At 72.7% G+C, this 21,912-nt stretch carries 21 protein-coding genes; 9 read left to right on the plus strand and 12 right to left on the minus strand.

What is annotated here, in order from left to right; translation table 11 throughout:
* Positions 1-47: 47 nt before the first annotated feature.
* Together ACIO3O_RS15965 and ACIO3O_RS15970 are read left to right on the plus strand one after the other, a co-directional pair.
* Entirely contained in the window at positions 48-491 is a 444-nt protein-coding gene (locus ACIO3O_RS15965) for a VOC family protein (protein WP_401745704.1), read from the plus strand.
* A gap of 33 nt (positions 492-524) precedes the next feature.
* Positions 525-1,145, plus strand: coding sequence for a hypothetical protein (locus tag ACIO3O_RS15970; protein WP_401745707.1), 621 nt, complete (start codon positions 525-527; stop codon positions 1,143-1,145).
* Positions 1,146-1,176: 31 nt separating this feature from the next.
* Here ACIO3O_RS15970 and ACIO3O_RS15975 read toward each other — a convergent pair whose 3' ends face one another.
* A complete protein-coding gene (locus ACIO3O_RS15975) occupies positions 1,177-1,575 on the minus strand; it encodes a cupin domain-containing protein (protein ID WP_401745709.1) in 399 nt (132 codons plus the stop codon).
* A gap of 51 nt (positions 1,576-1,626) precedes the next feature.
* Between ACIO3O_RS15975 and ACIO3O_RS15980 the strand changes: the two genes are divergently transcribed.
* Positions 1,627-2,628, plus strand: a complete 1,002-nt coding sequence (locus tag ACIO3O_RS15980) for a GlxA family transcriptional regulator (protein WP_401745711.1) — start codon at positions 1,627-1,629, stop codon at positions 2,626-2,628.
* A gap of 12 nt (positions 2,629-2,640) precedes the next feature.
* On the opposite strand, the gene ACIO3O_RS15985 is transcribed toward ACIO3O_RS15980, so the two are convergent.
* Positions 2,641-3,534: a DUF3626 domain-containing protein gene (locus tag ACIO3O_RS15985; RefSeq protein ID WP_401745714.1), complete on the minus strand. Its 894-nt coding sequence runs from the start codon at positions 3,532-3,534 to the stop codon at positions 2,641-2,643.
* Positions 3,535-3,623: 89 nt separating this feature from the next.
* Between ACIO3O_RS15985 and ACIO3O_RS15990 the strand changes: the two genes are divergently transcribed.
* Complete coding sequence (locus tag ACIO3O_RS15990) at positions 3,624-4,421, plus strand: EI24 domain-containing protein (protein ID WP_401745717.1); 798 nt, start codon at positions 3,624-3,626, stop codon at positions 4,419-4,421.
* Here the strand turns inward: ACIO3O_RS15990 and ACIO3O_RS15995 are convergent.
* Positions 4,411-5,133 (minus strand): carbon-nitrogen hydrolase family protein, encoded by a 723-nt coding sequence (locus tag ACIO3O_RS15995; RefSeq protein ID WP_401745720.1) that lies wholly within the window; start codon positions 5,131-5,133, stop codon positions 4,411-4,413. The genes ACIO3O_RS15990 and ACIO3O_RS15995 overlap by 11 nt on opposite strands.
* 80 nt (positions 5,134-5,213) lie before the next feature.
* On the opposite strand from ACIO3O_RS15995, the gene ACIO3O_RS16000 reads away from it, so the two are divergent.
* Positions 5,214-5,822 (plus strand): LysE family transporter, encoded by a 609-nt coding sequence (locus ACIO3O_RS16000; protein ID WP_401745723.1) that lies wholly within the window; start codon positions 5,214-5,216, stop codon positions 5,820-5,822.
* Between the two features lie 22 nt (positions 5,823-5,844).
* On the opposite strand, the gene ACIO3O_RS16005 is transcribed toward ACIO3O_RS16000, so the two are convergent.
* Entirely contained in the window at positions 5,845-7,080 is a 1,236-nt protein-coding gene (locus ACIO3O_RS16005) for a pyroglutamyl peptidase (protein ID WP_401745725.1), read from the minus strand.
* 194 nt (positions 7,081-7,274) lie between these two features.
* Positions 7,275-7,844 carry a TetR/AcrR family transcriptional regulator gene (locus ACIO3O_RS16010; protein ID WP_401745727.1) on the minus strand — a complete coding sequence of 190 codons (570 nt, stop codon included), beginning with the start codon at positions 7,842-7,844 and terminating at the stop codon, positions 7,275-7,277.
* A gap of 187 nt (positions 7,845-8,031) precedes the next feature.
* On the opposite strand from ACIO3O_RS16010, the gene ACIO3O_RS16015 reads away from it, so the two are divergent.
* Positions 8,032-10,488 (plus strand): glycoside hydrolase family 3 protein, encoded by a 2,457-nt coding sequence (locus ACIO3O_RS16015; RefSeq protein WP_401745729.1) that lies wholly within the window; start codon positions 8,032-8,034, stop codon positions 10,486-10,488.
* Positions 10,489-10,581: 93 nt separating this feature from the next.
* Here ACIO3O_RS16015 and ACIO3O_RS16020 read toward each other — a convergent pair whose 3' ends face one another.
* A complete protein-coding gene (locus ACIO3O_RS16020; protein WP_401745912.1) occupies positions 10,582-11,493 on the minus strand; it encodes an SGNH/GDSL hydrolase family protein in 912 nt (303 codons plus the stop codon).
* Between the two features lie 369 nt (positions 11,494-11,862).
* Between ACIO3O_RS16020 and ACIO3O_RS16025 the strand changes: the two genes are divergently transcribed.
* A complete protein-coding gene (locus ACIO3O_RS16025) occupies positions 11,863-12,357 on the plus strand; it encodes a DUF3145 domain-containing protein (protein WP_401745731.1) in 495 nt (164 codons plus the stop codon).
* Between the two features lie 113 nt (positions 12,358-12,470).
* The gene (locus ACIO3O_RS16030; RefSeq protein WP_401745734.1) at positions 12,471-14,066 is read left to right on the plus strand and encodes a PQQ-binding-like beta-propeller repeat protein; all 1,596 of its coding nucleotides are present in this window, start codon (positions 12,471-12,473) and stop codon (positions 14,064-14,066) included.
* Positions 14,067-14,180: 114 nt separating this feature from the next.
* On the opposite strand, the gene fabF is transcribed toward ACIO3O_RS16030, so the two are convergent.
* From fabF to fasR, 5 genes are all read right to left on the minus strand, one after another.
* A complete protein-coding gene (gene fabF, locus ACIO3O_RS16035) occupies positions 14,181-15,449 on the minus strand; it encodes a beta-ketoacyl-ACP synthase II (protein WP_401745736.1) in 1,269 nt (422 codons plus the stop codon).
* 121 nt (positions 15,450-15,570) lie between these two features.
* Positions 15,571-15,819 (minus strand): acyl carrier protein, encoded by a 249-nt coding sequence (locus tag ACIO3O_RS16040; protein WP_401745738.1) that lies wholly within the window; start codon positions 15,817-15,819, stop codon positions 15,571-15,573.
* 69 nt (positions 15,820-15,888) lie between these two features.
* Entirely contained in the window at positions 15,889-16,920 is a 1,032-nt protein-coding gene (locus tag ACIO3O_RS16045; protein ID WP_401745740.1) for a ketoacyl-ACP synthase III, read from the minus strand.
* 13 nt (positions 16,921-16,933) lie between these two features.
* A complete protein-coding gene (locus ACIO3O_RS16050; protein WP_401745742.1) occupies positions 16,934-17,854 on the minus strand; it encodes an ACP S-malonyltransferase in 921 nt (306 codons plus the stop codon).
* An 89-nt stretch (positions 17,855-17,943) separates the two neighbouring features.
* Positions 17,944-19,074 carry a fatty acid biosynthesis transcriptional regulator FasR gene (fasR, locus tag ACIO3O_RS16055; RefSeq protein WP_401745914.1) on the minus strand — a complete coding sequence of 377 codons (1,131 nt, stop codon included), beginning with the start codon at positions 19,072-19,074 and terminating at the stop codon, positions 17,944-17,946.
* 315 nt (positions 19,075-19,389) lie between these two features.
* Here fasR and ACIO3O_RS16060 point away from each other — a divergent pair, with 315 nt between their 5' ends.
* Entirely contained in the window at positions 19,390-20,046 is a 657-nt protein-coding gene (locus tag ACIO3O_RS16060; RefSeq protein ID WP_401745745.1) for a pirin family protein, read from the plus strand.
* Here the strand turns inward: ACIO3O_RS16060 and ACIO3O_RS16065 are convergent.
* A complete protein-coding gene (locus tag ACIO3O_RS16065) occupies positions 20,040-21,785 on the minus strand; it encodes a serine/threonine-protein kinase (protein WP_401745748.1) in 1,746 nt (581 codons plus the stop codon). The genes ACIO3O_RS16060 and ACIO3O_RS16065 overlap by 7 nt on opposite strands.
* Between the last annotated feature and the right edge of the window lie 127 nt (positions 21,786-21,912).

Below are 21,912 nucleotides of genomic sequence, written 5' to 3' on the forward strand. Positions count from 1 at the left end.
CGGTGGCCTCCGGCGAGCCGTGCGGCCGGTGCACCATCATCGGGCCCATGGCCGTCATCCCGCCCCGCCTGTCCGTCCTCACCCTCGGCGCCCGCGACCTGCCCCGGCTGCGGGCCTTCTACCGTCGGCTGGGCTGGGAGGAGGTGCCCGGCAGTGACGACGCCTGGTGCGGGTTCCTGTTGGGCGGGGTCCTGCTCGCCCTTTATCCGGTGGGGGAGTTGGCGGCGGAGGCGGCGCCCGGCGGTGCCGTGCCCGGGGCGGGCTGGGGCGGGATTTCGTTGGCGTGCAACGTCGATGCCCGCGATCATGTGGACGCGGCCTTCGCCGCAGCGGTCGCCGCGGGCGCGGAGGCCGTGGCGGAGCCGACCGACCGTTCCTGGGGCGGGCGCTCGGCCTATGTCGCCGACCCGGAGGGCAACCGCTGGGAGCTCGCCTGGGCACCCGGCGCCCGCTTCGACGCCCGGGGCGCACTGACCGGCTTCGGGGGCTGAACCGTGCCCCCGGCAGAGGGGGAGAAGAGCCGCATGGGACTGACGTACAGCTACGAGATCCACTTGCCGCCCAAGAACGTTGCCACCCTGCTGGCGCACATGGCCGCCCTGGCGCCCCCGGAGCGCCACAAACCGCCGCTCGACCTCACCCTCCCCGACGGGCAGCGGATCACGCTGCCCTTCACGTCCCACTTCGAGGGCGGGACGGCCGACTGGTCCAGGAGCGATGAGTCCTGGTTCGAACTCGACACGTCCCTCCTGTTCGACGCGTACGACGGGGAAGAAGCGGACGACGATCTGCGCGCGTACGCGGAGGAGCACGTTCACGAGCCCCGGGCCGACGGGCGTTTCCAGGTCGGGTACATCTACGCGAGCATCGGGTTCGGGTCGCCCCCGTCGGGATACGCGGTGGTGGCCTGCTGGGCGGCGACCTCGCGGATGAGCCGCCTGTTCGAACGGTCGGCCGGAGTCCGCACGACGTTCACCGACCTCACCGCGGCCGCCGGCGGCGTCTGCTGCCTGTTCGACTTCGGCGACGGCAGCCCGGAGGAGGTGCTCTGGCTCAACGGGGAGAGCATGCGGGAGCGGATCCCCGGCACCCGCTTCCCGGACGAGCAGTCGCTGGTGGCGACCTGGCCCGACCTCCCCGCCTGAGCCCGGTGGTCGGACGGTCAGGGCAGGGTCGTCAGGGCAGGGTCAGGGTGTGGCCCGTCGTCGTGTCCACGTGGTCCGGGACCTCGTCGTGGCGGTCGCCCACGGTCGGCGTCCCCGTCGGTTCGAACATCAGGATCGCCGCACCCGACGGCGCCGACGGCTTGTGCTCGGTGCCCCGGGGGACCGTGAAGACCGACCCCTGGGGCAGCCGCACCGTGCGCTCCCCGGCGGGCTCGCGCAGAGAGAGGTGCAGTTCCCCGTCGAGGACCAGGAAGAACTCGTCCGTGTCGTCATGGGCGTGCCAGATGTGCTCGCCCGCCACCTTGGCGACACGGACGTCGTAGTCATTCACCCGCGTGACGATGCGGGGGCTCCACAGGGCGTCGAACGAGGCCAGGGCCTCGTCGAGGGATATCGGTTCGGTGCTCATGAGCCGATTCTCAGCCGCTCCGCGCGATCGCACGAGTGCTAGGAATGGCACATGGCGCAAGAATCCTCGCAACCGGTCGGCGACCGCACGGCACCCCTGCACCGGGTCGTCGTGATCGTGGACGAGAACTCCAACCCCTTCGAGCTCGGCTGTGCCACGGAGGTCTTCGGCCTGCGCAGGCCGGAGCTCGGGCGTGAGCTGTACGACTTCCGGCTCTGCTCCCCGCAGCCCCGCACCCTCATGCGGGACGGGTTCTTCACGCTCACCGGAGTCGCCGGTCTGGAGGCGGCCGACACGGCCGACACCCTGATCGTCCCCAACCGCCCCGACACCGACGTGCCCCGCCGCCCCGCCGTCCTCGACGCCATCAGGAGGGCGCACGCGCGCGGCGCCCGCCTGATCGGCTTCTGCAGCGGGGCCTTCACGCTGGCCGAGGCCGGGGTCCTCGACGGCCGCCGGGCCACCGCACACTGGCAGTGGGCCGACTCCTTCCGGGCCCGCTTCCCCTCGGTCCGCCTCGCGTCCGACGTGCTGTTCGTGGACGACGGCGACATCCTCACCGCCGCGGGCAGCTCCGCCGCACTCGACCTGGGGCTGCACGTGGTGCGCCGCGACCACGGGGCGGAGGTCGCCGCCTCGGTGAGCCGACGGCTGGTCTTCGCCGCACACCGGGACGGCGGCCAGCGGCAGTTCGTGGAGCGCCCGCTGCCCGAGCTGCGGGACGAGTCCCTGGCGCCCGTCCTGGCCTGGGCCCAGGAACGCCTGGACACACCGCTCGCGGTCGCCGACCTCGCGGCCCGCGCGGCCGTCAGCCCCGCGACGCTGCACCGCCGCTTCCGTGCCCAGCTGGGCACGACCCCGCTGGCCTGGCTCACCGGGGAACGGCTCGCCCTGGCCTGCCGGCTGATCGAGCGGGGCGAGTCCCGCTTCGAGGTGGTCGCCCGGCGCAGCGGCCTGGGCACGGCCGCCCACCTCCGCGCCCTGATGCGCCGCGAGACCGGCGTCTCCCCGTCGACGTACCGGACCCGCTTCGGCCCGGTGACCCCGGCCTGACACGCACCGGGGTCACGGGCGGGCGGTCGCGTCCGCCGGGGCTCGCCGCCCGAACCGGGCCAGGCAGTGCCACACCTTCTTCAGGTCCTGCTCCCCGTGGCGGCCCGTCCGCAGCGCGGCCCCGACGACCCCCGGGTCCAGCCGGCCCGAAGCGGCGACCTCCGCCCCCAGCTCCACGTACCGCGCACCCCGGTAATCCGGGTGCCGCCGCAGTTCCGCCACGCTCAGCCGGTACCCCGGATGCCACTCCACCGGGCACCCCAGCCGCCGTGCCGCCACCGCCACCTCCGTGCCCCGGAAGCACGGGTCCAGGACCAGCGCCTCCACGTCCTGCGCGAGCCGGACCGGCCCGTGCACCTGTGCCTCGACGTAGTCGTCCAGCGCGTCCCGGTCGTCCGCGAGGGCGAGTTCGGTCAGTCGCATCCGGGACGCCACCCCGAAGTCGGCCGGCTCCAGGTGGCTGTCGGGGTAGCAGAAGGTCGTACGGGACAGGGTCCCGGCACGCAGCCGGAAGTGGGCGGAGCCGAAGCGCGGGGCGGCCCCGTACGGGTCGGCGCGGAAGTTCAGTGCCCCGTAGACCGGGCGCTCCCCGGCCGGAGCCTCGTCGTACGCCCCCGCGAAGATCCGGCTCTCCCAGCGCCACCGGTCGCCGCCCGGGTGCGCGGTCAGGCCCCCGTTGCTGGTGCCCGTGACGAACTGCGAGCGGTAGACCCCGTCCGCCGCCAGCGCTTCGAGGATCGGCACGCCCCGCACCCACCGGTCCGGATGGAAGCTGAGCGTGACGCGCACCGACGCGTCCAGGGGTGCGCCGGACGACAGCGCGGTGACATGGGCCAGGGCCCGGTCCCGGGGTGTCCGAGTGACATGGGCCAGGGCCCGGTCCTGGGGGGTCGGAGGGGGGATCATCCGAGCAGTGTGCTGCCCACCGCCCCCTGCCCGCACCCGAATTGCCCTCCCCGCACCCCCTCCCACCAGCCCACCTCTACAGTGTCTGCGTGAGAGATTTCGGGGTGGGTTTCAAGTACTTGGCCAAGGGCCAGCAGTGGATGGCGCAGCACGGACGGAGCTACGGGCTCGGGCTGCTGCCCGGTCTCGTCACGCTCGTCCTGTATGTCGGCGCGCTCGTCGGCCTCATCGCGTGGTCGGACGACTTCGTCGCCTGGGCCACCCCGTTCGCCGACGGCTGGGGCGACACCTGGCTGACCCTCTTCCGGGGCGTGCTGCGCGTCCTGCTCTTCGCGCTCGCCCTCTTCCTCGCCGTCATCACCTTCACCGCCGTGACCCTGCTCGTCGGGCAGCCCTTCTACGAGGCGTTGTCGGAGCGCGTCGACAGGTCCCGCTCGCACGACGGCACCGCCCCCGAGTCCGGGCTGCCGCTGCTGCGCGAACTGTGGATCTCCGCACGGGACAGCGTCCGCGTCCTGGTCCGCGTGCTGTTCTACGGCATCCTGCTCTTCGCCTGCGGATTCATCCCGGTGATCGGGCAGACCGTCGTCCCCGTGATCGGCTTCTGCGTCTCCGGGTTCTTCCTCACCGAGGAGCTGACCGCCGTCGCCCTCCAGCGGCGCGGCATCGAATTCAAGGAGCGCCTCGCCCTGTTGCGCGGCCGCCGCTCCCTGGTCCTCGGCTTCGGTGTGCCGCTCACGCTCGCCTACCTGGTGCCGTTCGTGGCCGTCTTCCTGATGCCGGGCGCCGTCGCCGGGGCCACCCTGATGGCCCGCGACCTGCTCGAAGAGCCCTCGATCGACGACGAGGACAGCGACGACACCCGCACCTCTCCCGCTACGACCTGACCTTCACCGGTACGTCCGCCACCGCCAGCCCCGGTACGTCCGCCGGGGCCTCGGCCAGCAGCCCACCGCCCGCGCCCCACACGGCACTTCGCCCGCACCCCGTCCACGCGCCCGCCGGGCCCACGTGGTTGGCCAGCACCACCGGGAGGCCGAAGTCCCGTGCCAGGCCGGGATAGACCGTCGACCTCTCCTCCTCGCCGCCCCCGACCCCGTACAGCGAACTCGCCAGCCACAGCCCGCACCCGTCCCCGGCGGCCTCCTCGGCCAGCTCGGGGAAGTGGTTGTCGAAGCAGGTGGCCAGCGCGATCCGGACACCGTCGAGCGTGAAGCGGCCGGGCGCGGAACCCGCCGCGAAGACCTCCCGCTCGCCCTCGAAGAGGCGTCGTTTCGCGTACGTCGTCACGGGCGAGCCGTCCGCTCCGTACACGAAGCTGACCAGCCGCCCCTGCGCGGCGCAGTTCACCACGGCCACCGTGCCCGTCTCCCGGCACGCCTCCCGGACGGGGGACAGCCGGGGGTCCTCCGGCCCGCTCATCCACAGCTCGGGCGAGGCGGCCAGCAGGTCCAACTCGTAACCGGTGACGGCCAGTTCGGCGAAGACCGTCAGCCGTGCGCCGGACGCGGCGGCCTCCCGTACAAAAGCGGCCATCGTGGCGACGTTGGCGGTGACATCGCCCGGAAGGGCGGAGAACTGGGCAGAAGCCAGGCGCATGGACACCCAGTCTCCCAGGCGGTCTGCCATCATCCGGAAAGGGGTTGATCAAGCAACCCCGCGACGGCAGCATCACGTACATGACAGAAGTTCTCGCCGTCGCGCTGATCACCGTCCTCGCCGTCATCAGCCCGGGTGCTGACTTCGCCATGGTCGTCCGCAACAGCTATCTGTACGGGCGGACCACCGGCCTGCTGGGCGCCGCCGGGGTCGCGGCGGGCGTCCTGGTGCACGTCACGTACACCATGCTCGGCGTCGGTCTGCTGATCGCCTCGTCCACGGCCCTGTTCACCGCCATCAAGCTCCTCGGCGCCGCCTACCTCGTCTACATCGGCCTGCGCACCTTCTTCGCCCGCGCCGAACTCGCCGTCGACCTGGAGGGCAAGCGGGAGCTGACGCCGCTGGGGGCGATGCGGGCCGGATTCCTGACCAACGTGCTCAACCCGAAGACGACCCTGTTCGTGGTGTCGACGTTCACGCAGGTCGTCGGGCCCGACACGGCGCTGTGGCAGCAGGCGGGGTACGGGCTGTTCATGTCCGCCGCGCACTTCGGGTGGTTCGCGCTGGTGGCCCTCTTCTTCTCGGACGGGCGGCTGCGCGCGGCCATGCTCCGCCGCCAGAGGGCCCTCAACCGGGGCATCGGCTCGGTGCTGGTGGGGCTCGGGGTGACGCTGGGGTTCGCGCGCTGAACCCCGGCGTCACCCTGGTCGGCTACTTCGCCGCGGCCACCCGCAGCACCTCCCGCACCTGCGCCACGATCTCCGACCGGTTCTTCACGAACACCGGGTCGGTGATCTCGGTGCTGTTTGTCTTGTCGAACTCCAGCACCGGCGTGTGCAGATGACCGCCCGGGATCTTCAGGCCGAGCCGGTCGCGCAGCAGCGTCGCCCGGTAGGCGATCTCGTTGGAGAGGTAGTCGCCGCCGCCCCCGGCCCGCGCCGCCGAGCCCGGCGTGGGCCCGTCCGGGCGGACCACCGGGCCGCTCTGGCCCGCCGGGATCTCCGTCACCGACGTGTTGTCGTACACCGGGAACGGACCCGTGCGTGCCGCGACGATGCGCCGGTACGGGAGCGAGGTCGTCGTCCACTGGGGCTGCGAGGCGGGGTCGGCGACCGGGACGAGACCGGTCCGGCCCACGTTCAGGTTGTCGCCGAAGCCGCCCCGCCACGCCCCGTTGAACCGTTCGACGTCGAAGCGGCCCGGCCGCCCCTGGCTGATCGTCGTGAACAGGTCGACCCCGCGCAGGTGCGGGCGCAGCGCCCGCTCCACCTCGCCGTCGGCGAAGTCGTCCCAGCGCACCGGGAAGACGGCCGTCTCGATCCGGGCGTACCGCCCGTCGGCGGTACGGATCACGGTGCCGTCCAGCGCCAGGGCGGTGGCCCCCGACGGATTGCCGATCCGGATGTCACGGTCCAGCGTGAACGGGTCGAAGCCCGTCACCAGCACCCGCCGCAGGTTCTTCGCGGCGGAGAAGCGGATGCTGTCCTGGCCCCGCGAGGACCGCTCCAGCTGTTCCAGGAGACGGTTCCTGTCCCGGTCGGAGAGGGCGAAGTGCGGTGCCCAGGAGCGGAGTTCGCGGGTCAGGGCCAGGCGCGCCCAGTACAGGGGGCGGTCGTCGCCCCGGCTCAGGTCGCCGCCCGCCGGGCCCCGTCCCTGCACCCGGTCCACGGCCCGCCGCCACAGCTGCGCCCCGTGCCGTTCGGCGATCTCCTGCGCCCTGCGGTACGTCGTCGCCCCGGCCAGCGCCTTCGCGAAGCGGGGTGCCGCCGCGTCGAAGCCGCTGCGGCGCAGGATCTCCCGCGGGGCGGCCCGCTCCAGCCGGGCCTCCTCGACCGTGACGGCCGCCGTCCGCTGTGCCGGGTCCGCCTGCGCGGCGACGGCGGGCAGGGCCGTCGTACAGGCGAGGGCGGCCAAGACCAGTGCGGCCGTCCGTGTGCTGCGTCGCATCCCGCGTCCTTCCGTGGTGCCTCGTACCGACGAGGCCCCAGTATCGGAGCGCGACCACCGTTGCGGAAGGGGGAGTTGGGGCGACCGTGTCACCCCGGGGCCGTGCCCGACGCCGTCCGCAGCTGCCGCACGATGTCCGACCGTACCGGCGGCGAAGTCGTCCCGGTGGGCCGGTCCGTCGAAGCCCCTGGCCGTCAGGGCGTCGGCCGCAGCAAGGACAGGAAGTCCCGGAACGCCCCGGGCATGTCCACCGACCCGGGGTCCAGCAGCCATTGGTACTGCAGCCCGTCCATCACCGCCACCAGAAGCGGAGCCGCCTGCTCCGGGGTCAGTCCGCCGGGCAGTCGGTCCCCGTACTCCGTGCGCAGCGCCCCCGCCATCCCCTCGCGCACGAGCGCGTACCGCTGGGTGAAGAACTCCTTCGCCGGGTGCTCGTCCGTCACGGACTCCCCGAGCAGTGCCGAGAAGGTCTGCACGACGCCGGGGCGCATCGCGTTGTAGTCCACCAGGGACGCCATCAGGTCCAGCCGCCACGCCTCGGGGCTGAGCCCCGCCCCGCCCGTGTCCCACTGGTCCCGCTCCTCCAGGACGGCCACCAGCAGCGCCTCCTTGGTCGGGAAGTAGTGCAGCAGCCCCTGCTGGGTGAGGCCCACACGCTCGGCGACGGAGGCCAGCGACGCCCCCCGGTAGCCGCGCTCGGCGATCACTTCGAGGGCGGCCCGCAGGATCTCCGCCCGCCTCTCCTCGCTCCTGGCCCTGGCCATCCCCGTACGTCCTTCCCTGTGCATCCCCTGTGATCTTGCTGGTCAGGACGGTACGCCATGCCCGGACGACCCCTCCGGGCATGGCGGAAACCACCCCGCATCACGAAAAGATAACGAACCCTACCGCCCTACAGGTAATCGGAGTATCTATGGGGGCACCAGCAGATCTCAATGAGGAGGTACGGCCGTGGCAGGCGAGCCCACCACCCAGCACACCCGTGACGAGCAGCTCCGCGAGGACGTCGTCAGCGCCGCACTCGGCAAGCTCGACCTCGACGCCAAGGCCCGCCTCCTGGCCGGGCAGGACATGTGGTCCATCCCGGCCCTCCCCGAGATCGGGCTGAAGTCCCTGGTCTTCTCGGACGGCCCGATCGGCGTCCGGGGCGTGCGCTGGACCGCCGACGACCCGTCGATCGCGCTGCCCTCGCCGACCGCGCTCGCCGCCACCTGGGACCCGGAGCTGGCCCGCCGCGCCGGCCGCCTCCTCGCGCAGGAGGCCCGCCGCAAGGACGTGCACGTCCTCCTCGCCCCGACGGTCAACCTGCACCGCTCGCCGCTCGGCGGCCGCCACTTCGAGTGCTACTCCGAGGACCCGTACCTGACCGGCGAGATCGGCTCCGGCTACGTCAACGGCGTCCAGGACGGCGGGGTCGGCACCACGGTCAAGCACTTCGTCGGCAACGACGCGGAGACCGACCGCTTCACCGTCAACAACCTCATCGACCCGCGCCCGCTGCGCGAGCTCTACCTCGCCCCCTTCGAGGCGATCGTCGCCAACGCCCACCCGTGGGGCATCATGTGCGCCTACAACTCGGTCAACGGCACCACCATGTCCGAGCACCGCTACCTCCAGAACGAGGTGCTGCGCGGCGAGTGGGGCTTCGACGGCGCGATCGTCTCCGACTGGATGGCCGCCCGCTCCACCAAGGGCGACATCGAGGGCGGCCTCGACGTCGCGATGCCCGGCCCGCAGACCGTGTACGGCGAGGCCCTGGCCGGTGCCGTCCGCGCCGGTGAGGTCGAGGAGTCCGTCGTCGACGAGGCCGTACGCAATGTCCTGCGCCTCGCCGCCCGCGTCGGCATCCTGGACGGCGCCCCGGCGGTCGTCTCCGAGCTCCCCGCCGAGATCGACGGCCAGGCCGTCGCCCGCGAGGTCGCCCACCGCGCCATCGTCCTCGTACGCAACGAAGCCGACGTCCTCCCGCTCTCCTCCAGCGGTACGGTCGCCCTCTCCGGCGCGGCAGCCCGCGACGCCCGCGTCCTCGGCGGCGGCTCCGCGACCGTCTTCCCGGAGCGCATCGTCTCCCCGCTCGACGGCCTGACCGAGGCCCTCCCGGCCGGGTCCCTCACGTACTGTGTCGGCGCCGACCCGAGCGACGAGCTCGCGGTCGCCGACAAGGGCTTCGAGCTGCGCGCCGTCTGCCGCGACGAGAACGGCGAGACCCTCGGCGAGGGCTCCCTCCCCAACGGCCAGGTCCAGTGGATCGGCGACGACCTCCCCGAGGGCGTCACCCACGACAACCTGCACACCATCGAGGTCACCGGCACCTTCACCCCCCGCGAGACCGGCGAGCACGTCTTCGGTACCCGGGGCCTGGGCCGCTTCACCCTCTCCGTCGGCGGCGAGACCTTCTACGACGACTTCCACGGCCCGCGCGAGGGCGCCGACCCGTTCGAGTCCTTCTTCGGCGCCCCCGAGGAGCGCGGCCGCACCCACCTCACCGAGGGGCAGCCGGTCACGGTCTCCCTCACCCACACCGTCCAGAAGAACACCGGCTCGCCGCTCACCGCCGTGATGTTCTCCCTCTCCCACCTCTCGCCGCAGCGCGACGAGGACGAACTGATCGCCGAGGCCGTCGAGGCCGCGCGCGGCGCCGACACGGCGGTCGTCGTGGTCGCCACCACCGACCGCGTCGAGTCCGAGGGCTTCGACCGCACCGACCTGACCCTCCCGGGCCGCCAGAACGACCTGGTCCGCGCCGTCGCCGCCGTCAACCCGCGCACCGTCGTCATCGTCAACTCCGGCTCCCCGGTCGAGCTGCCGTGGCGCGAGGAGGTCTCCGCGATCCTCCTCACCTGGTTCCCGGGCCAGGAGGGCGGCGCGGCGCTCGCCGACGTCCTCCTCGGCGCGCAGGAGCCGGGCGGCCGCCTGCCCACCACCTGGCCGGTCGCCTTCGCTGACGTCCCGGTCACCCAGGTCACCCCCGCCGACGGCGAACTCCCGTACACCGAGGGCGTCTTCATCGGCTACCGCTCCTGGGAGAAGGCGGGCACGGCTCCCGCCTACTCCTTCGGCCACGGCCTCGGCTACACCACCTGGTCGTACGAGTCGGTCACCGTCTCCGGCACCACCGCCACGGTCCGCCTCACCAACACGGGCGCCCGCGCGGGCCGCGAGGTCGTCCAGGCGTACGTCGCCCCGAGTGCCGACACCGTCGAGCGTCCGGCCCGCTGGCTGGCCGCCTTCGCGAGCGTCACCGCCGAGCCGGGCGAGACGATCGAGGTCACCCTCGACCTGCCGCGCCGCACCTTCGAGATCTGGGACGAGCCGGCCGGCGGCTGGAAGCTGATCGAGGGCTCCTACGAGGTCCAGGCCGGCCGCTCCATCGCCGACCGCCGGGTGAGCGCGACCCTGGAGGTCTGAGCCCCCGCCGCCGGGCCCGCACCCCTCGGGGCGCGGGCCCGGCAGCGGTGCACGGGGGAAGGGGCGGGCCCGGTCGAGGGGGCCGGGCCCGCCCTACTGCGCGCCCGTCACCCCTCGGTAGGCGATCTCCGCCAGCCGCCCCTGGCCGTCCAGACTCGGGTGGAACCAGTCCCACTGGCTCAACTGGGTTCCTGTGAAGGCGTAGTCGAAGACGGCGCCCCGGTCGTACCGGCACTTCGCGTCCCGCCCGCACACCTCCGCGAGGACCGCGTTGTACGCCACCACGCGCTCGCGCACCGCGTCCCTGCGCGCCACCGCCGACGCGTCCACCGCGTCCGCGTCGCCCAGCATCGACGGGCAGATCCCCAGCTTCCACACCTGCTTGCCGAGCGGATTGCCCCGCCCCTGCGACCACAGCCGCTTCAGGTCCGGCACGCTCGCCACGTACACCTGCGTCTTCGGCAGCGTCTCCCGCAGTTCTCGCAGCGCCCGCTCGAACGATCGGCGGAAGTCCGCCACCGGTGTCATCTGCCCGACCGAGCTGCGGCACGCGTCATTGGCCCCGGTCATCACCGTGACCAGCTCCGGCCGGTGCTCCGCCGCCCGCTCCATCTGCCGGGGCAGGTCGGAGATCCGCGACCCGGTCACCGCCAGGTTCCAGCTGTGCTGCGCCGCACCGGACGCGCCCAGCAGCCGTACCGCCAGGCTGTTCACGGACGCGTTCGTGCCGGTCGCCCAGGACGCCTCCGGACAGTCCGCGAGAACGGCGCATGCGTCGAACCCGCGTGTTATCGAATCGCCGACGGCAACGAGCGAGGACGGCGACCGGTCCCACGTGGGAGTGGGTTTCGGGGTGGGCTTCGCGACGGCCCGCGAGGAGGGTTCGCCGGACGCCGCGTCCGCCCCGCCGCCGGAACACCCGGCGACCAGCGCGACCAGGGCCGACACCGCCGCCGCAGCCGTGCGCAGCCGCCGCACGGGCCCCTTCGTACCGCTCTCCCGCATGTCCGTCATCCCTCCGCGCCGTGGCCGTCCGGTGTACCCGGGGTGGAAAAGCCCGGAATCCAGCCACAAACCCGGTAATCTCCCCGCCCCCGGACCGACAGTACGTCACCCTCCGGCGCGCGCCGCACGGTAGCTTTTCCCCACCGGAGCCGCACCGGGCGCGGCACAGGGCGACGAGCTGCCCCGCCCCATCGGCCCCGGTAAATTACATGACGTCACATACTGTCCCTTTTCAGGAGTTTCACTCCCGATGCTGTTTACTGTTGACAACCTCGGGAGCCGGCCAGGCGTGTCACCTCGACCGCAGGGCGCAGGGAGCACGAGGCCGCAGGTGTTCGCGAACCTCGACCCAGACAGCAGGAGGTCCCGGTGACGACACGTGGAGTTCTCTACGTCCACTCCGCGCCGCGCGCGATGTGCCCCCACGTCGAATGGGCGGTGGGTTCCGTCCTCGGTGTGCGCGTCGGACTCGACTGGATCAGGCAGCCGGCCGCGCCCGGCACCTGGAGATCCGAGTTCTCCTGGCAGGGCAGGGCGGGCACGGCCTCGAAACTGGCCTCCGCCCTGCGCGGCTGGGACATGCTGCGCTTCGAGGTGACCGCCGAGCCCTGCCCCACCGCCGAGGGCGAGCGCTACAGCTCCACCCCGGCGCTCGGCATCTTCCACGCGGTGACCGGCATGCACGGCGACATCCTCATCCCGGAGGACCGGCTGCGCGCCGCCCTCGCCCGCTCCGTGCACGGCGAGAGCGACCTGGAGGCGGAGATCTCCCGGCTGCTCGGCAAGCCCTGGGACGACGAACTGGAGCCCTTCCGGTACGCGGGCGAGGGCGCCCCCGTGCGCTGGCTCCACCAGGTCGTCTGACCGGACCCCGCCCGACCTCCCCTCCCGGTTTCGGCCTCCGCCGACCGCCCCGGCCATGATCGGGATAGATTCCGCCCACAGTTGATCGAGTTTTTACCTGTGGGGGGTACGCGGTGCGTGTGGGTCAGGTGGTGGCAGGGGCCGCCGTCGTCGTCTCGGGGGGCCTGGTCGCGGCAGCGATACGGTTCCACATCGAGGATTCCCGGCTGGAGCGGCTCGAAGGCGTCTGCACCGGCGAGACCTGTCTGCCCGGCTCGTCCGCCGTCGACGGCTGGGCCCACACCTTCACGATCTTCGGCGCGCTCGCGCTGCTGATCACCGGACTGATCTTCCTGGGCGTCGTCGCACCGCCGCTCAAGGACCGCGACGGCAAGATCACCGGCCCCTCCCCGCACCGCAGGCGGGGCTGGATCGCCCTCCCGCTGGCACTGGCGGGCGTCGCCGCGTTCCTGTGGCCCGCGGGCGCCTGGGCCACCTCGCTGCCCGGCAAGGCCCGCTCGGTGGCCTGGTCCCTCCCGTACGAGAAAACGGGACCGCGCAACGGCGGCTCCAGCACGCCCACCGACTGGATCCTGCCCGCCGGCCCGAACCTGGTGCGGGCCACCCCGGACGCGCTCACCGCGTACTCCCTGGCCGACGGCAGCCGCCGGTGGAGCACCCCGGTGCCGACGCGCCGCACGGTGTGCGGCACCGACACCCGCACCGCCGGGGGCCTCGCCCTCGTCGGCTACGCCCGCTTCGACCAGCCGTGCGCCGAGCTGACCGCCGTCGACCTCACCACCGGCAGGACCCGCTGGCAGCAGAAGCTCCGCTTCGACCCGTACGACTCCAGAGCCGCGACCGGCACCTTCGCCCTGGCGGGCCGTACCGCCGTCGCCGTGGAGACGGACCGGCTGCGCGCCTTCGACGCGACCACCGGCAAGCCGGTCTGGACGCGGCCGTTCACCACGAAGCGGCTGTGCACGGCCGGTGCACTGGACGCCTCCGCGGACCGCGTCCTGCTCGTCGAGGAGTGCCGCAAGGACTACATCGCGGAGACCACCGTCTCCCGGCTGATCACCCTCGACGCCGCCACCGGCAAGCAGCTCTGGCGCGCCGTGCTCCCGGTGGAGTCGTCCGCGCTGAGTGCCTGGTTCGCCGCCACCTCGCCGCCGGTGCTGCGGATCAAGGAGCGGGACCAGCGCGGCGTCGACGCCTTCCTGTCGTACGACGACAAGGGGCGCGCCCGCGCGGTCCTGAAGGTGTCCCGGCACGCGACCGGCACCCCGAACGCCAACTCCGAGGCCGAGGGCCTCATCGGGCTCACCGTGCAGGCGAGGGTGGTCGGTGATCGGCTCGTCACCGGGGTGATCACGCCGGGGGAGACCGGGGTGCGCTGGGTCGGCGCGTTCTCGCTGGCCACCGGAGAGAGGCAGTGGCTCAAGCGGCTGCCCGACACGGCCACGGCGCTGCTGGCCGGCACCGACGGGCGGCTCAGCGTCCTGCTGCGGGGCGACGAGACGCCCTACCTGGCCGGGTACGACCTGCGCACCGGGCGCAGGACCGAGGCCCCGCTGGGCGTCCTCGGGTCGCGCACCCCGAACCCCTCGTCGGCGTCGCTGTTCCAGGGTCCTGGCTCCACCGTGGTCGTGGTCAACGGGGACAGGCCCAACGAGTACAGCAGCGACAAGCGGCTCTCGGAGCCCGCCCCGGTCTTCGCGATCCGCTGAGCCGGGTCCGCTGAGCCGGGTCCGCCGAGCCGCTTCGTACCGTACGGAGGGAAACAGGCGAAGGCCCGCCCCCGCGAGAAGCAGGGGCGGGCCTTCGTGACGTACGGGAACCGATCAGACCGTGCGGAACGCCAGCACCACGTTGTGGCCGCCGAAGCCGAACGAGTTGTTGATCGCGGCGATCGTGCCCTCGGCCGGGAGCGCGCGCGGCTTGTCGCGGACGATGTCCGCCTCCGCCGCCTCCGGGTCGAGGTCGTCGACGTTGATGGTCGGCGGGGCCGTGCGGTGGTGCAGCGCCAGGACCGTGGCGACGGTCTCGATGCCGCCCGCACCGCCGAGGAGGTGGCCGGTCATGGACTTGGTGGCGGAGACCGCGACGTGGTCCAGGTCGTCGCCGAGCACCTTGCGCAGCGCCTTGATCTCGGCGACGTCGCCCTGCGGGGTGGACGTCGCGTGCGCGTTCAGGTGCGCGATCTCGGACGGGGCGAGGCCCGTGGCGTCCAGCAGCTGCTGGAGGGCGGCGGCGATGCCCCGGCCGGTCGGCTCGGGCTGCGCGATGTGGTGCGCGTCGGAGGACAGGCCCTGGCCGACGGCCTCGCAGTACACCTTCGCGCCGCGTGCGGCGGCGTGCTCGGCGGACTCCAGGACGACGATTCCGGCGCCCTCGCCCAGGACGAAGCCGTCACGGGCGGTGTCGTAGGGGCGCGAGGCCTTCTCGGGCTCGTCGTTGTTCTTCGACATCGCCATCATGTTGGCGAAGGCCGCGATCGGCAGCGGGTGGATGGTGGCTTCGGTGCCACCGGCGATGACGACGTCGGCGCGACCGGAGCGGATCATCTCGATCGCGTAGCCGACGGCCTCGGCGCCCGAGGCGCAGGCGCTGACCATGGAGTGCACGCCCGCGCGGGCGCCCATCTCCAGGCCGACGTTGGCCGAGGGGCCGTTCGGCATGAGCATGGGGACGGTGTGCGGGGAGACGCGGCGGACGCCCTTCTCCTTCAGCACGTCGTACTGGTCGAGCAGAGTCGTGATGCCGCCGATGCCGGAGGCGATGACCGTGCCCAGGCGCTCGGGGGTGATCTTCTCGTCCTCGCCGGCCTTGGCGGTGAAGCCCGCATCGGCCCACGCCTCGCGGGCGGCGATGACGGCGAACTGCGCGGAACGGTCCAGCTTGCGGGCGAGCGGCCGGGGCAGCACCTCGGACGGGTCGACCGCGGCCTGGGCGGCGATGCGCACCGGCAGGTCGGCGAAGCGCTCGCCCTCCAGGGGGCGGACGCCGCTGCGACCGGACAGCAGACCTTCCCAGGTCGACGCGGCGTCGCCACCCAGCGGTGTAGTTGCGCCGATACCGGTGACGACCACGGTGCGATTGGTCGGGCTCACAGGAATTCTTTCTCCACGTGTAGAGGGGGAATCTTTACGGCGCCACCGCCGGGTGGCGAGTGCAGCGCTACAGGTGGACAGCCCCGCGGACGGGGCGGCCCGGTCCTGGCCACAGGCCTGATCAGGCCTGGTGCTCCAGGATGTACTTCGCGGCGTCGCCGACCGTCTTGAGGTTCTTGACGTCCTCGTCGGGGATCTTCACGTCGAAGCGCTCTTCGGCGGCGACGACGACCTCGACCATGGACAGCGAGTCGACGTCCAGGTCGTCGGTGAAGGACTTGTCCAGCTGGACGTCCTCGGTGGGGATACCGGCGATCTCGTTGACGATCTCGGCGAGACCGGCGACGATCTCTTCCTGCGTGGCGGCCATGACGGCGCTCCTTCGGTTAAAGGTGAATCGGAAGGTGTGGGCGGTCCCGGGTGGAATCCCGGAATCGCCCTAGGGGAGGGTAACGACAGTCGCGGCGTAGACGAGACCCGCCCCGAAGCCGATGACCAGGGCGGTGTCCCCGCTCTTGGCCTGTCCGGTGGCCAGAAGCCGCTCCATCGCGAGCGGGATCGAGGCTGCCGAGGTGTTGCCGGTGGTTTCGATGTCACGGGCGACCGTGACGTGCTCCGGCAGTTTGAGAGTCTTCACCATCGAGTCGATGATCCGCATGTTGGCCTGGTGCGGAATGAAGACGTCCAGGTCTTCCGGCGAGATCCCGGCGGCGTCCAGCGCCTGCTGGGCGACCTTCGCCATCTCGAAGACGGCCCAGCGGAACACCGCCTGGCCCTCCTGCGTGATGGCGGGGAACTTGACCTCGCCCTTGCTGTCCAGCGGCATCTGGGAGACGTCGCCGATCTGCCACTTGTCCCAGGCGACGGTCTGCTTGATCGTCTCGGACTTGTCGCCCTCGGAACCCCACACGGTCGGGCCGATGTGCGGCTCGTCCGAGGGGCCCACGACGACCGCGCCCGCACCGTCACCGAACAGGAAGGCCGTCGCACGGTCCTCCAGGTCGGTGAGGTCGCTGAGCCGCTCCACGCCGATGACCAGCACGTACTCGGCCGAGCCTTCCACCACCATGCCCTTGGCGAGGGTCAGGCCGTAGCCGAAGCCCGCGCACCCGGCGGAGATGTCGAAGGCCGCGGGCTTCCCCGCGCCGATCTTGTCGGCGATCTCGGTGGCGACGGCCGGGGTCTGCTTGAAGTGCGAGACCGTCGAGACGATGACGGCGCCGATCTGCTCCGGGGTGATCCCGGCGTCGGCGATCGCCTTCCCGGAGGCCTCGATCGACATCATCGCCACGGTCTCCGTCTCGGAGGCCCAGTGGCGGGTGGCGATGCCGGAGCGCGAACGGATCCACTCGTCGGAGGAGTCGATCTTTTCGAGGATCACCTCGTTGGGCACCACCCGGGTCGGGCGGTAGCCGCCGACCCCGAGGATGCGCGCGTACGGGGCACCCTTGCTGGGCTTGATCTTCGCCATGTTGGCTCGCTCCTTACGCGCTCGCGTGCTCGGCGAGGAGCGCGCGGGCCGCGTCGAGGTCGTCGGGGGTCTTGAGCGCGAGGGTCTTGACGCCCGGCAGGGCGCGCTTGGCCAGCCCGACCAGCGTGCCGCCGGGGCAGACCTCGATCATCGCGGTCGCGCCCAGCGTCTGGAAGGTCTCCATGCACAGGTCCCAGCGGACCGGGTTGGAGACCTGGCTGACCAGGCGCGAGACGACCTCGGAACCGGCGGCCACACGCTGGCCGTCGGCGTTCGAGACATACGTCAGGGTGGGGTCGGACACGTCGAGGTCCTGGGCGGCCTTGCCCAGTTCGGCGACGGCCGGAGCCATGTGCTCGGTGTGGAACGCGCCGGCCACCTTCAGGGCCACCACGCGGCGCACGCCCTCGGGCTTGTCGGCCTCCAGCGCGGCGAGCTGCTCGGCGGTGCCGGCGGCGACGATCTGCCCGGCGCCGTTCACGTTCGCCGGGGTGAGCCCCAGCTTCTTCAGGTGCGCGACGGTCACCTCGGGGTCGCCGCCGAGCAGGGCGGACATGCCCGTCTCGGTGACGGCGGCGGCCTGCGCCATGCCGAGGCCACGCGTCCGTACGAAACGCAGTGCGGCCTCTTCCGACAGCACACCGGCGAACGCGGCGGCGGTGATCTCACCGACGCTGTGTCCGGCGACGGCGCCGGCCGAGGAGATGTCGCCGAGCGCGGACGCCGAGAGGAGACCGGCGGCGACCAGCAGCGGCTGGGCGACGGCGGTGTCACGGATGGCGTCGGCGTCGGCCTTCGTGCCGTAGTGGACGAGGTCGAGACCGATGGCGTCGGACCAGGCCGCGATGCGGTCGGCCGCACCGGGGAGGTCGAGCCAGGGGGTCAGGAAGCCGGGCGTCTGAGCGCCTTGGCCGGGAGCGACGAGTACGAGCACCCTCACACTCTCTCTTGTGGGCGGCGTCTTCTGCCCGTGGGGACTGGGACGAAGAACCGACGGTCTCATTGTTTGTATCCGACAAAAGTCTAGGACGGCTGTTCGCCGTCGGCCAGGCGCCCCAGGATCAGGGCGATACGGAGCGTAAAGGCCGAGCGGACGTCGGACGGCGACCAGCCGGTGACGTCCGTCACACGTCGAAGCCGGTAGCGCACGGTGTTGGGGTGCACGAAGAGCATCCGCGCGGCCCCCTCCAGGCTGCTCGCCTGCTCCAGGTACACGCTCAGCGTCTCCAGGAGCGCGGACCCGGCCTCCTCCAGCGGTCTGTAGATCTCCTCCACCAGCTGCTCCCGCGCGCCACGGTCGGAGGCGATCGCCCGCTCCGGCAGGAGATCGTCCGCCAGAACCGGCCGCGGGGCGTCCTGCCAGGCCGTGCACGCCTTCAGCCCGGCGGCCGCCGCCTGGGCGGAGCGGGTGGCCGCCAGGAGGTCCGGGACGACGGGTCCCGCGACGACGGGCCCGGCGGCGTACGGTCCGATCAGCGCCTTCGCGACCTGCAACGGGTTGTCGCTGCCACCGGCGATGACGACCAGCCGGGTGCCGAGCACCCCGGTCAGCACCTGGAGCTTGGCGTGCCGGGCGGCCCGCCGGATGGCCTCCACGGTCAGCTCGGAGTCCCCGTCGGGGGCGGTGCCGAGGACGACGCACACATGCTCCGGCGCGTTCCAGCCCAGCGCGGCGGCCCGTGACACGGCCCCCTCGTCGGCCTCCCCGGACAGCACCGCGTTGACCACGAGCGACTCGAGGCGCGCGTCCCAGGCCCCCCGGGCCTCGGCTGCCTGCGCGTACACCTGGGCGGTCGCGAAGGCGATCTCCCGGGCGTACACGAGCAGCGCCTCGCGCAGCACGGACTCGTCGCCCGGCGCGGCCACCTCCTCGATGGCCGACTCCATGACCTCGATGGTCGTACGGACCATCTCGACGGTCTGGCGCAGCGTGATCGCCCGGGTCAGCTCGCGCGGAGCCGTCCCGAACACGTCGGTGGAGATCGCCTGCGGGGTCTCCGGATGCCGGAACCACTCCGTGAAGGCGGCGATACCGGCCTGCGCGACCAGGCCGATCCACGACCGGTTCTCGGGCGGCATCGCCCGGTACCAGGGCAGCGTCTCGTCCATGCGCGCGATGGCGCTCGCGGCGAGGGAGCCGGAGGACTGCTCCAGCCGCTTGAGCGTCGCGGAGTGCGGGTGGGCGTCGTAGACGTCGTTCGCGGCGGCCGCTTCGGCCTCTGCCTCGGCTGCGGCGCCTGCCGCTTGCGTTTCGGGATCGGATCGGGGCACGGGGACAAGACTGCCTCATCCGGCGACGGGCGTGGTCGGCAGGCCGGGGTGACCGGGCTGTCGGCGGGCTCGGGCGACCGGCTGTCGGCTGTCGGCGGGCTTGCGCGGTCGGTCCGTCGGCAACCTTGATCGGTCGGCCCGTCGGCAGCCTCGGGCGATCGGGCTCCGGGGGCGTCCGGGCCGCCCTAGGCTGGCACCGTGATTTCCGTACGACGCGCAGCCGACCGGTACCGGGGCGGCGACCCGGCCGCCGGGATCGAGTCCTTCCACGCCTTCTCCTTCGGCCACTTCTACGACCCGGACAACCTCCGCTTCGGCCCCGTCCTCGCCTGCAACGAGGAACGCCTCGCCCCCGGCGCGGGCTTCGACGAGCACCCGCACAGCCACACCGAGATCGTCACCTGGGTCGTCGAGGGAGAGCTGACCCACCTCGACTCCACCGGCCGTGCCACCGTCGTACGCCCCGGCGACGTCCAGCACCTGAGCGCGGCGGACGGCGTGCGCCATGTGGAGCGCAACGCGGGCCCGGACCCCCTGGTCTTCGTCCAGATGTGGCTCGCCCCGCTGACCCCGGGCGGCGACCCCGCGTACGAACTGGTCCGGGGCATCGCCGACACCACCCCCTACGACCTGGCGGCGGCGGGCGCCACGCTCACCGTGCGCCGCCTGGCCGGGGGCGAGCGGGCGGACGCGCCCGGGACCGGCTACCTCCATGTCGTACGGGGAGAAGCGGCCCTGGGCGGGGACCGGCTGGCGGCGGGGGACTCGGTGCGGATCGGGGGCGAGGCGGACCTGGAGCTGGTGGCGGCCGGCCCCGCCGAGGTGCTGGTCTGGGAGTTCCGGGAGGCTCAGTAGCCGCTGCCCGACGGCTCCTCCGCGTTGCGCCACACGGTCAGGTCGAGGGTGACGTAGTCGGCGGGCTCGGAGGCGGCGGAGCGGCCCCGGTAGGTGATCAGGGCGATGTGCCCGGACTGCGTGTGCACGCACAGCTGGGAGCCCCTGGACACCTGGCTCAGGGTGATGCGCTCGGTGAAGCGGGTCTCCTCGCGACAGGTCTTCAGGGAGCCCTTCTGGGAGTTGTTGAGGAGGGAGACCTTCTCGCCGTTGCTGCCGAGGTAGCGCTCGTCGCTCCAGTAGTAGAAGTCGGCGTCGTCCTCGTAGGCGGCGTCGCCGGAGTGCAGGGGCTTGGGCGGGGAGTCGGCGAAGCGGATGTAGTAGTCGTTGGTGAGGTGCACGCCCGTGTAGGTGACCGGCTTGGGGTCGGGCCGGGGCGTCCCGGAGGCGCGGGTGCCGCCGCCGGTCCCGCTCCTCCCGTCGGGGCCGCGGTCGCTGAGCCCGGCGACCACGGCCGCGCAGCCGCCGACCGCGACGACGCCGAGGACACCCAGCACGATGAGCGCGATCACGCCGCCGCTCATCTTCTTCTTGGGCGGCGGGGCCCAGGAGCTGGGCGGGGTGTGGGAGTGCATCGGATACGGGGCCGAGTGCAGGCTGTGCTGCGGACTGGTCGGGTACGAGGCCGGGCCCGCCGGCGTCGGCTGTGCGGGGTAGGGGGGCTGGGCGGGCACGGCTGCGGGCGGCGGCGGGGGAGTCGCCGGGGTCGCCGGGGCCGCGGTGGCCGTCGGGGCGTGGTGCAGGGCCGGGCCGGGGCCCGCCGGGGTCGCGTTCAGGGAGGTGCGCATCGCCGCCCAGGCCTCGGTGCGGCGGTGGATGTCCGCCTCCATCGGCTCGGGGAGCCAACTGCCCTGCTGGGACAGGGGGGTGGGCGACGCGGCCCGGCACAGTTCGATGATCCCGGCGGGGTCGGGGCGGTCCGCCGGGTCCTTGGCGAGGCAGCGCGCGAGGAAGTCCAGCTCCGCCGGGAGCCCGGTCAGGTCGGGCTCCTCGTGCACGATCCGGTACAGGACGGCATGCGAATTGCCCTGCCCGTACGCCGAGTTGGCGAGCGCGGCGAACACACCCACCTGCCCGAGCGCGAACACGTCCGACGCCGGGCCGACCGCCTTGCCCTCCGCCTGCTCCGGCGACATGAAGGCGGGGGTGCCGACGGTGACGCCGGTCCCGGTGAGGGCGGTGGCGTCGGCGGCCCGCGCGATCCCGAAGTCGATGACGCGGGGCCCGTCCGAGGCGAGCAGCACGTTCGCGGGCTTCAGGTCGCGGTGCACGATCCCGGCCCCGTGGATCACCTTCAGCGCCTCCGCCATCCCGGCGACCAGCCGCAGCACGGTCGCCGCCGGGAACCTCCCGTGCTCCCCGACGGCCACCGCGAGGGACGGCCCGGGAACGTACGCCGTGGCGAGCCACGGCCGTTCGCCCTCGGTGTCGAAGTCGATGACCGGCGCGGTGTACAGCCCCTGCACCCGCTGCGCCGCCTGCACCTCGGACCGGAACCGCTGCCGGAACCCGGGGTCGTCCCCGAGCTCCGGCCGGATCACCTTGACGGCGATCGGATGCCCGCCGGGCGTGTACGACAGGTACACCTGCCCCATGCCCCCCGCCCCCAGACGCGCGGCGATGCGGTAACCCGCCACCGTACGGGGGTCGTTGTCCACGAGAGGCTGGAACTGCCCCCCTGCTGTCGTGCCCTGGTGCATGTGCCGTCCCCGTCGCTCGACCCGTTGCCGTGATGTGTAGGGCGGAGGGTATCGGAACGCGTGTTCCGGAGGACGCTCGCAGGCTCTGGCCACGGCTGGCGTACACGCGCTAGTCCGCGCTAGCGTC

Origin of the sequence: Streptomyces sp. NPDC087440 (assembly GCF_044744005.1) — a bacterium.
Classification (GTDB): Bacteria; Actinomycetota; Actinomycetes; order Streptomycetales; family Streptomycetaceae; genus Streptomyces.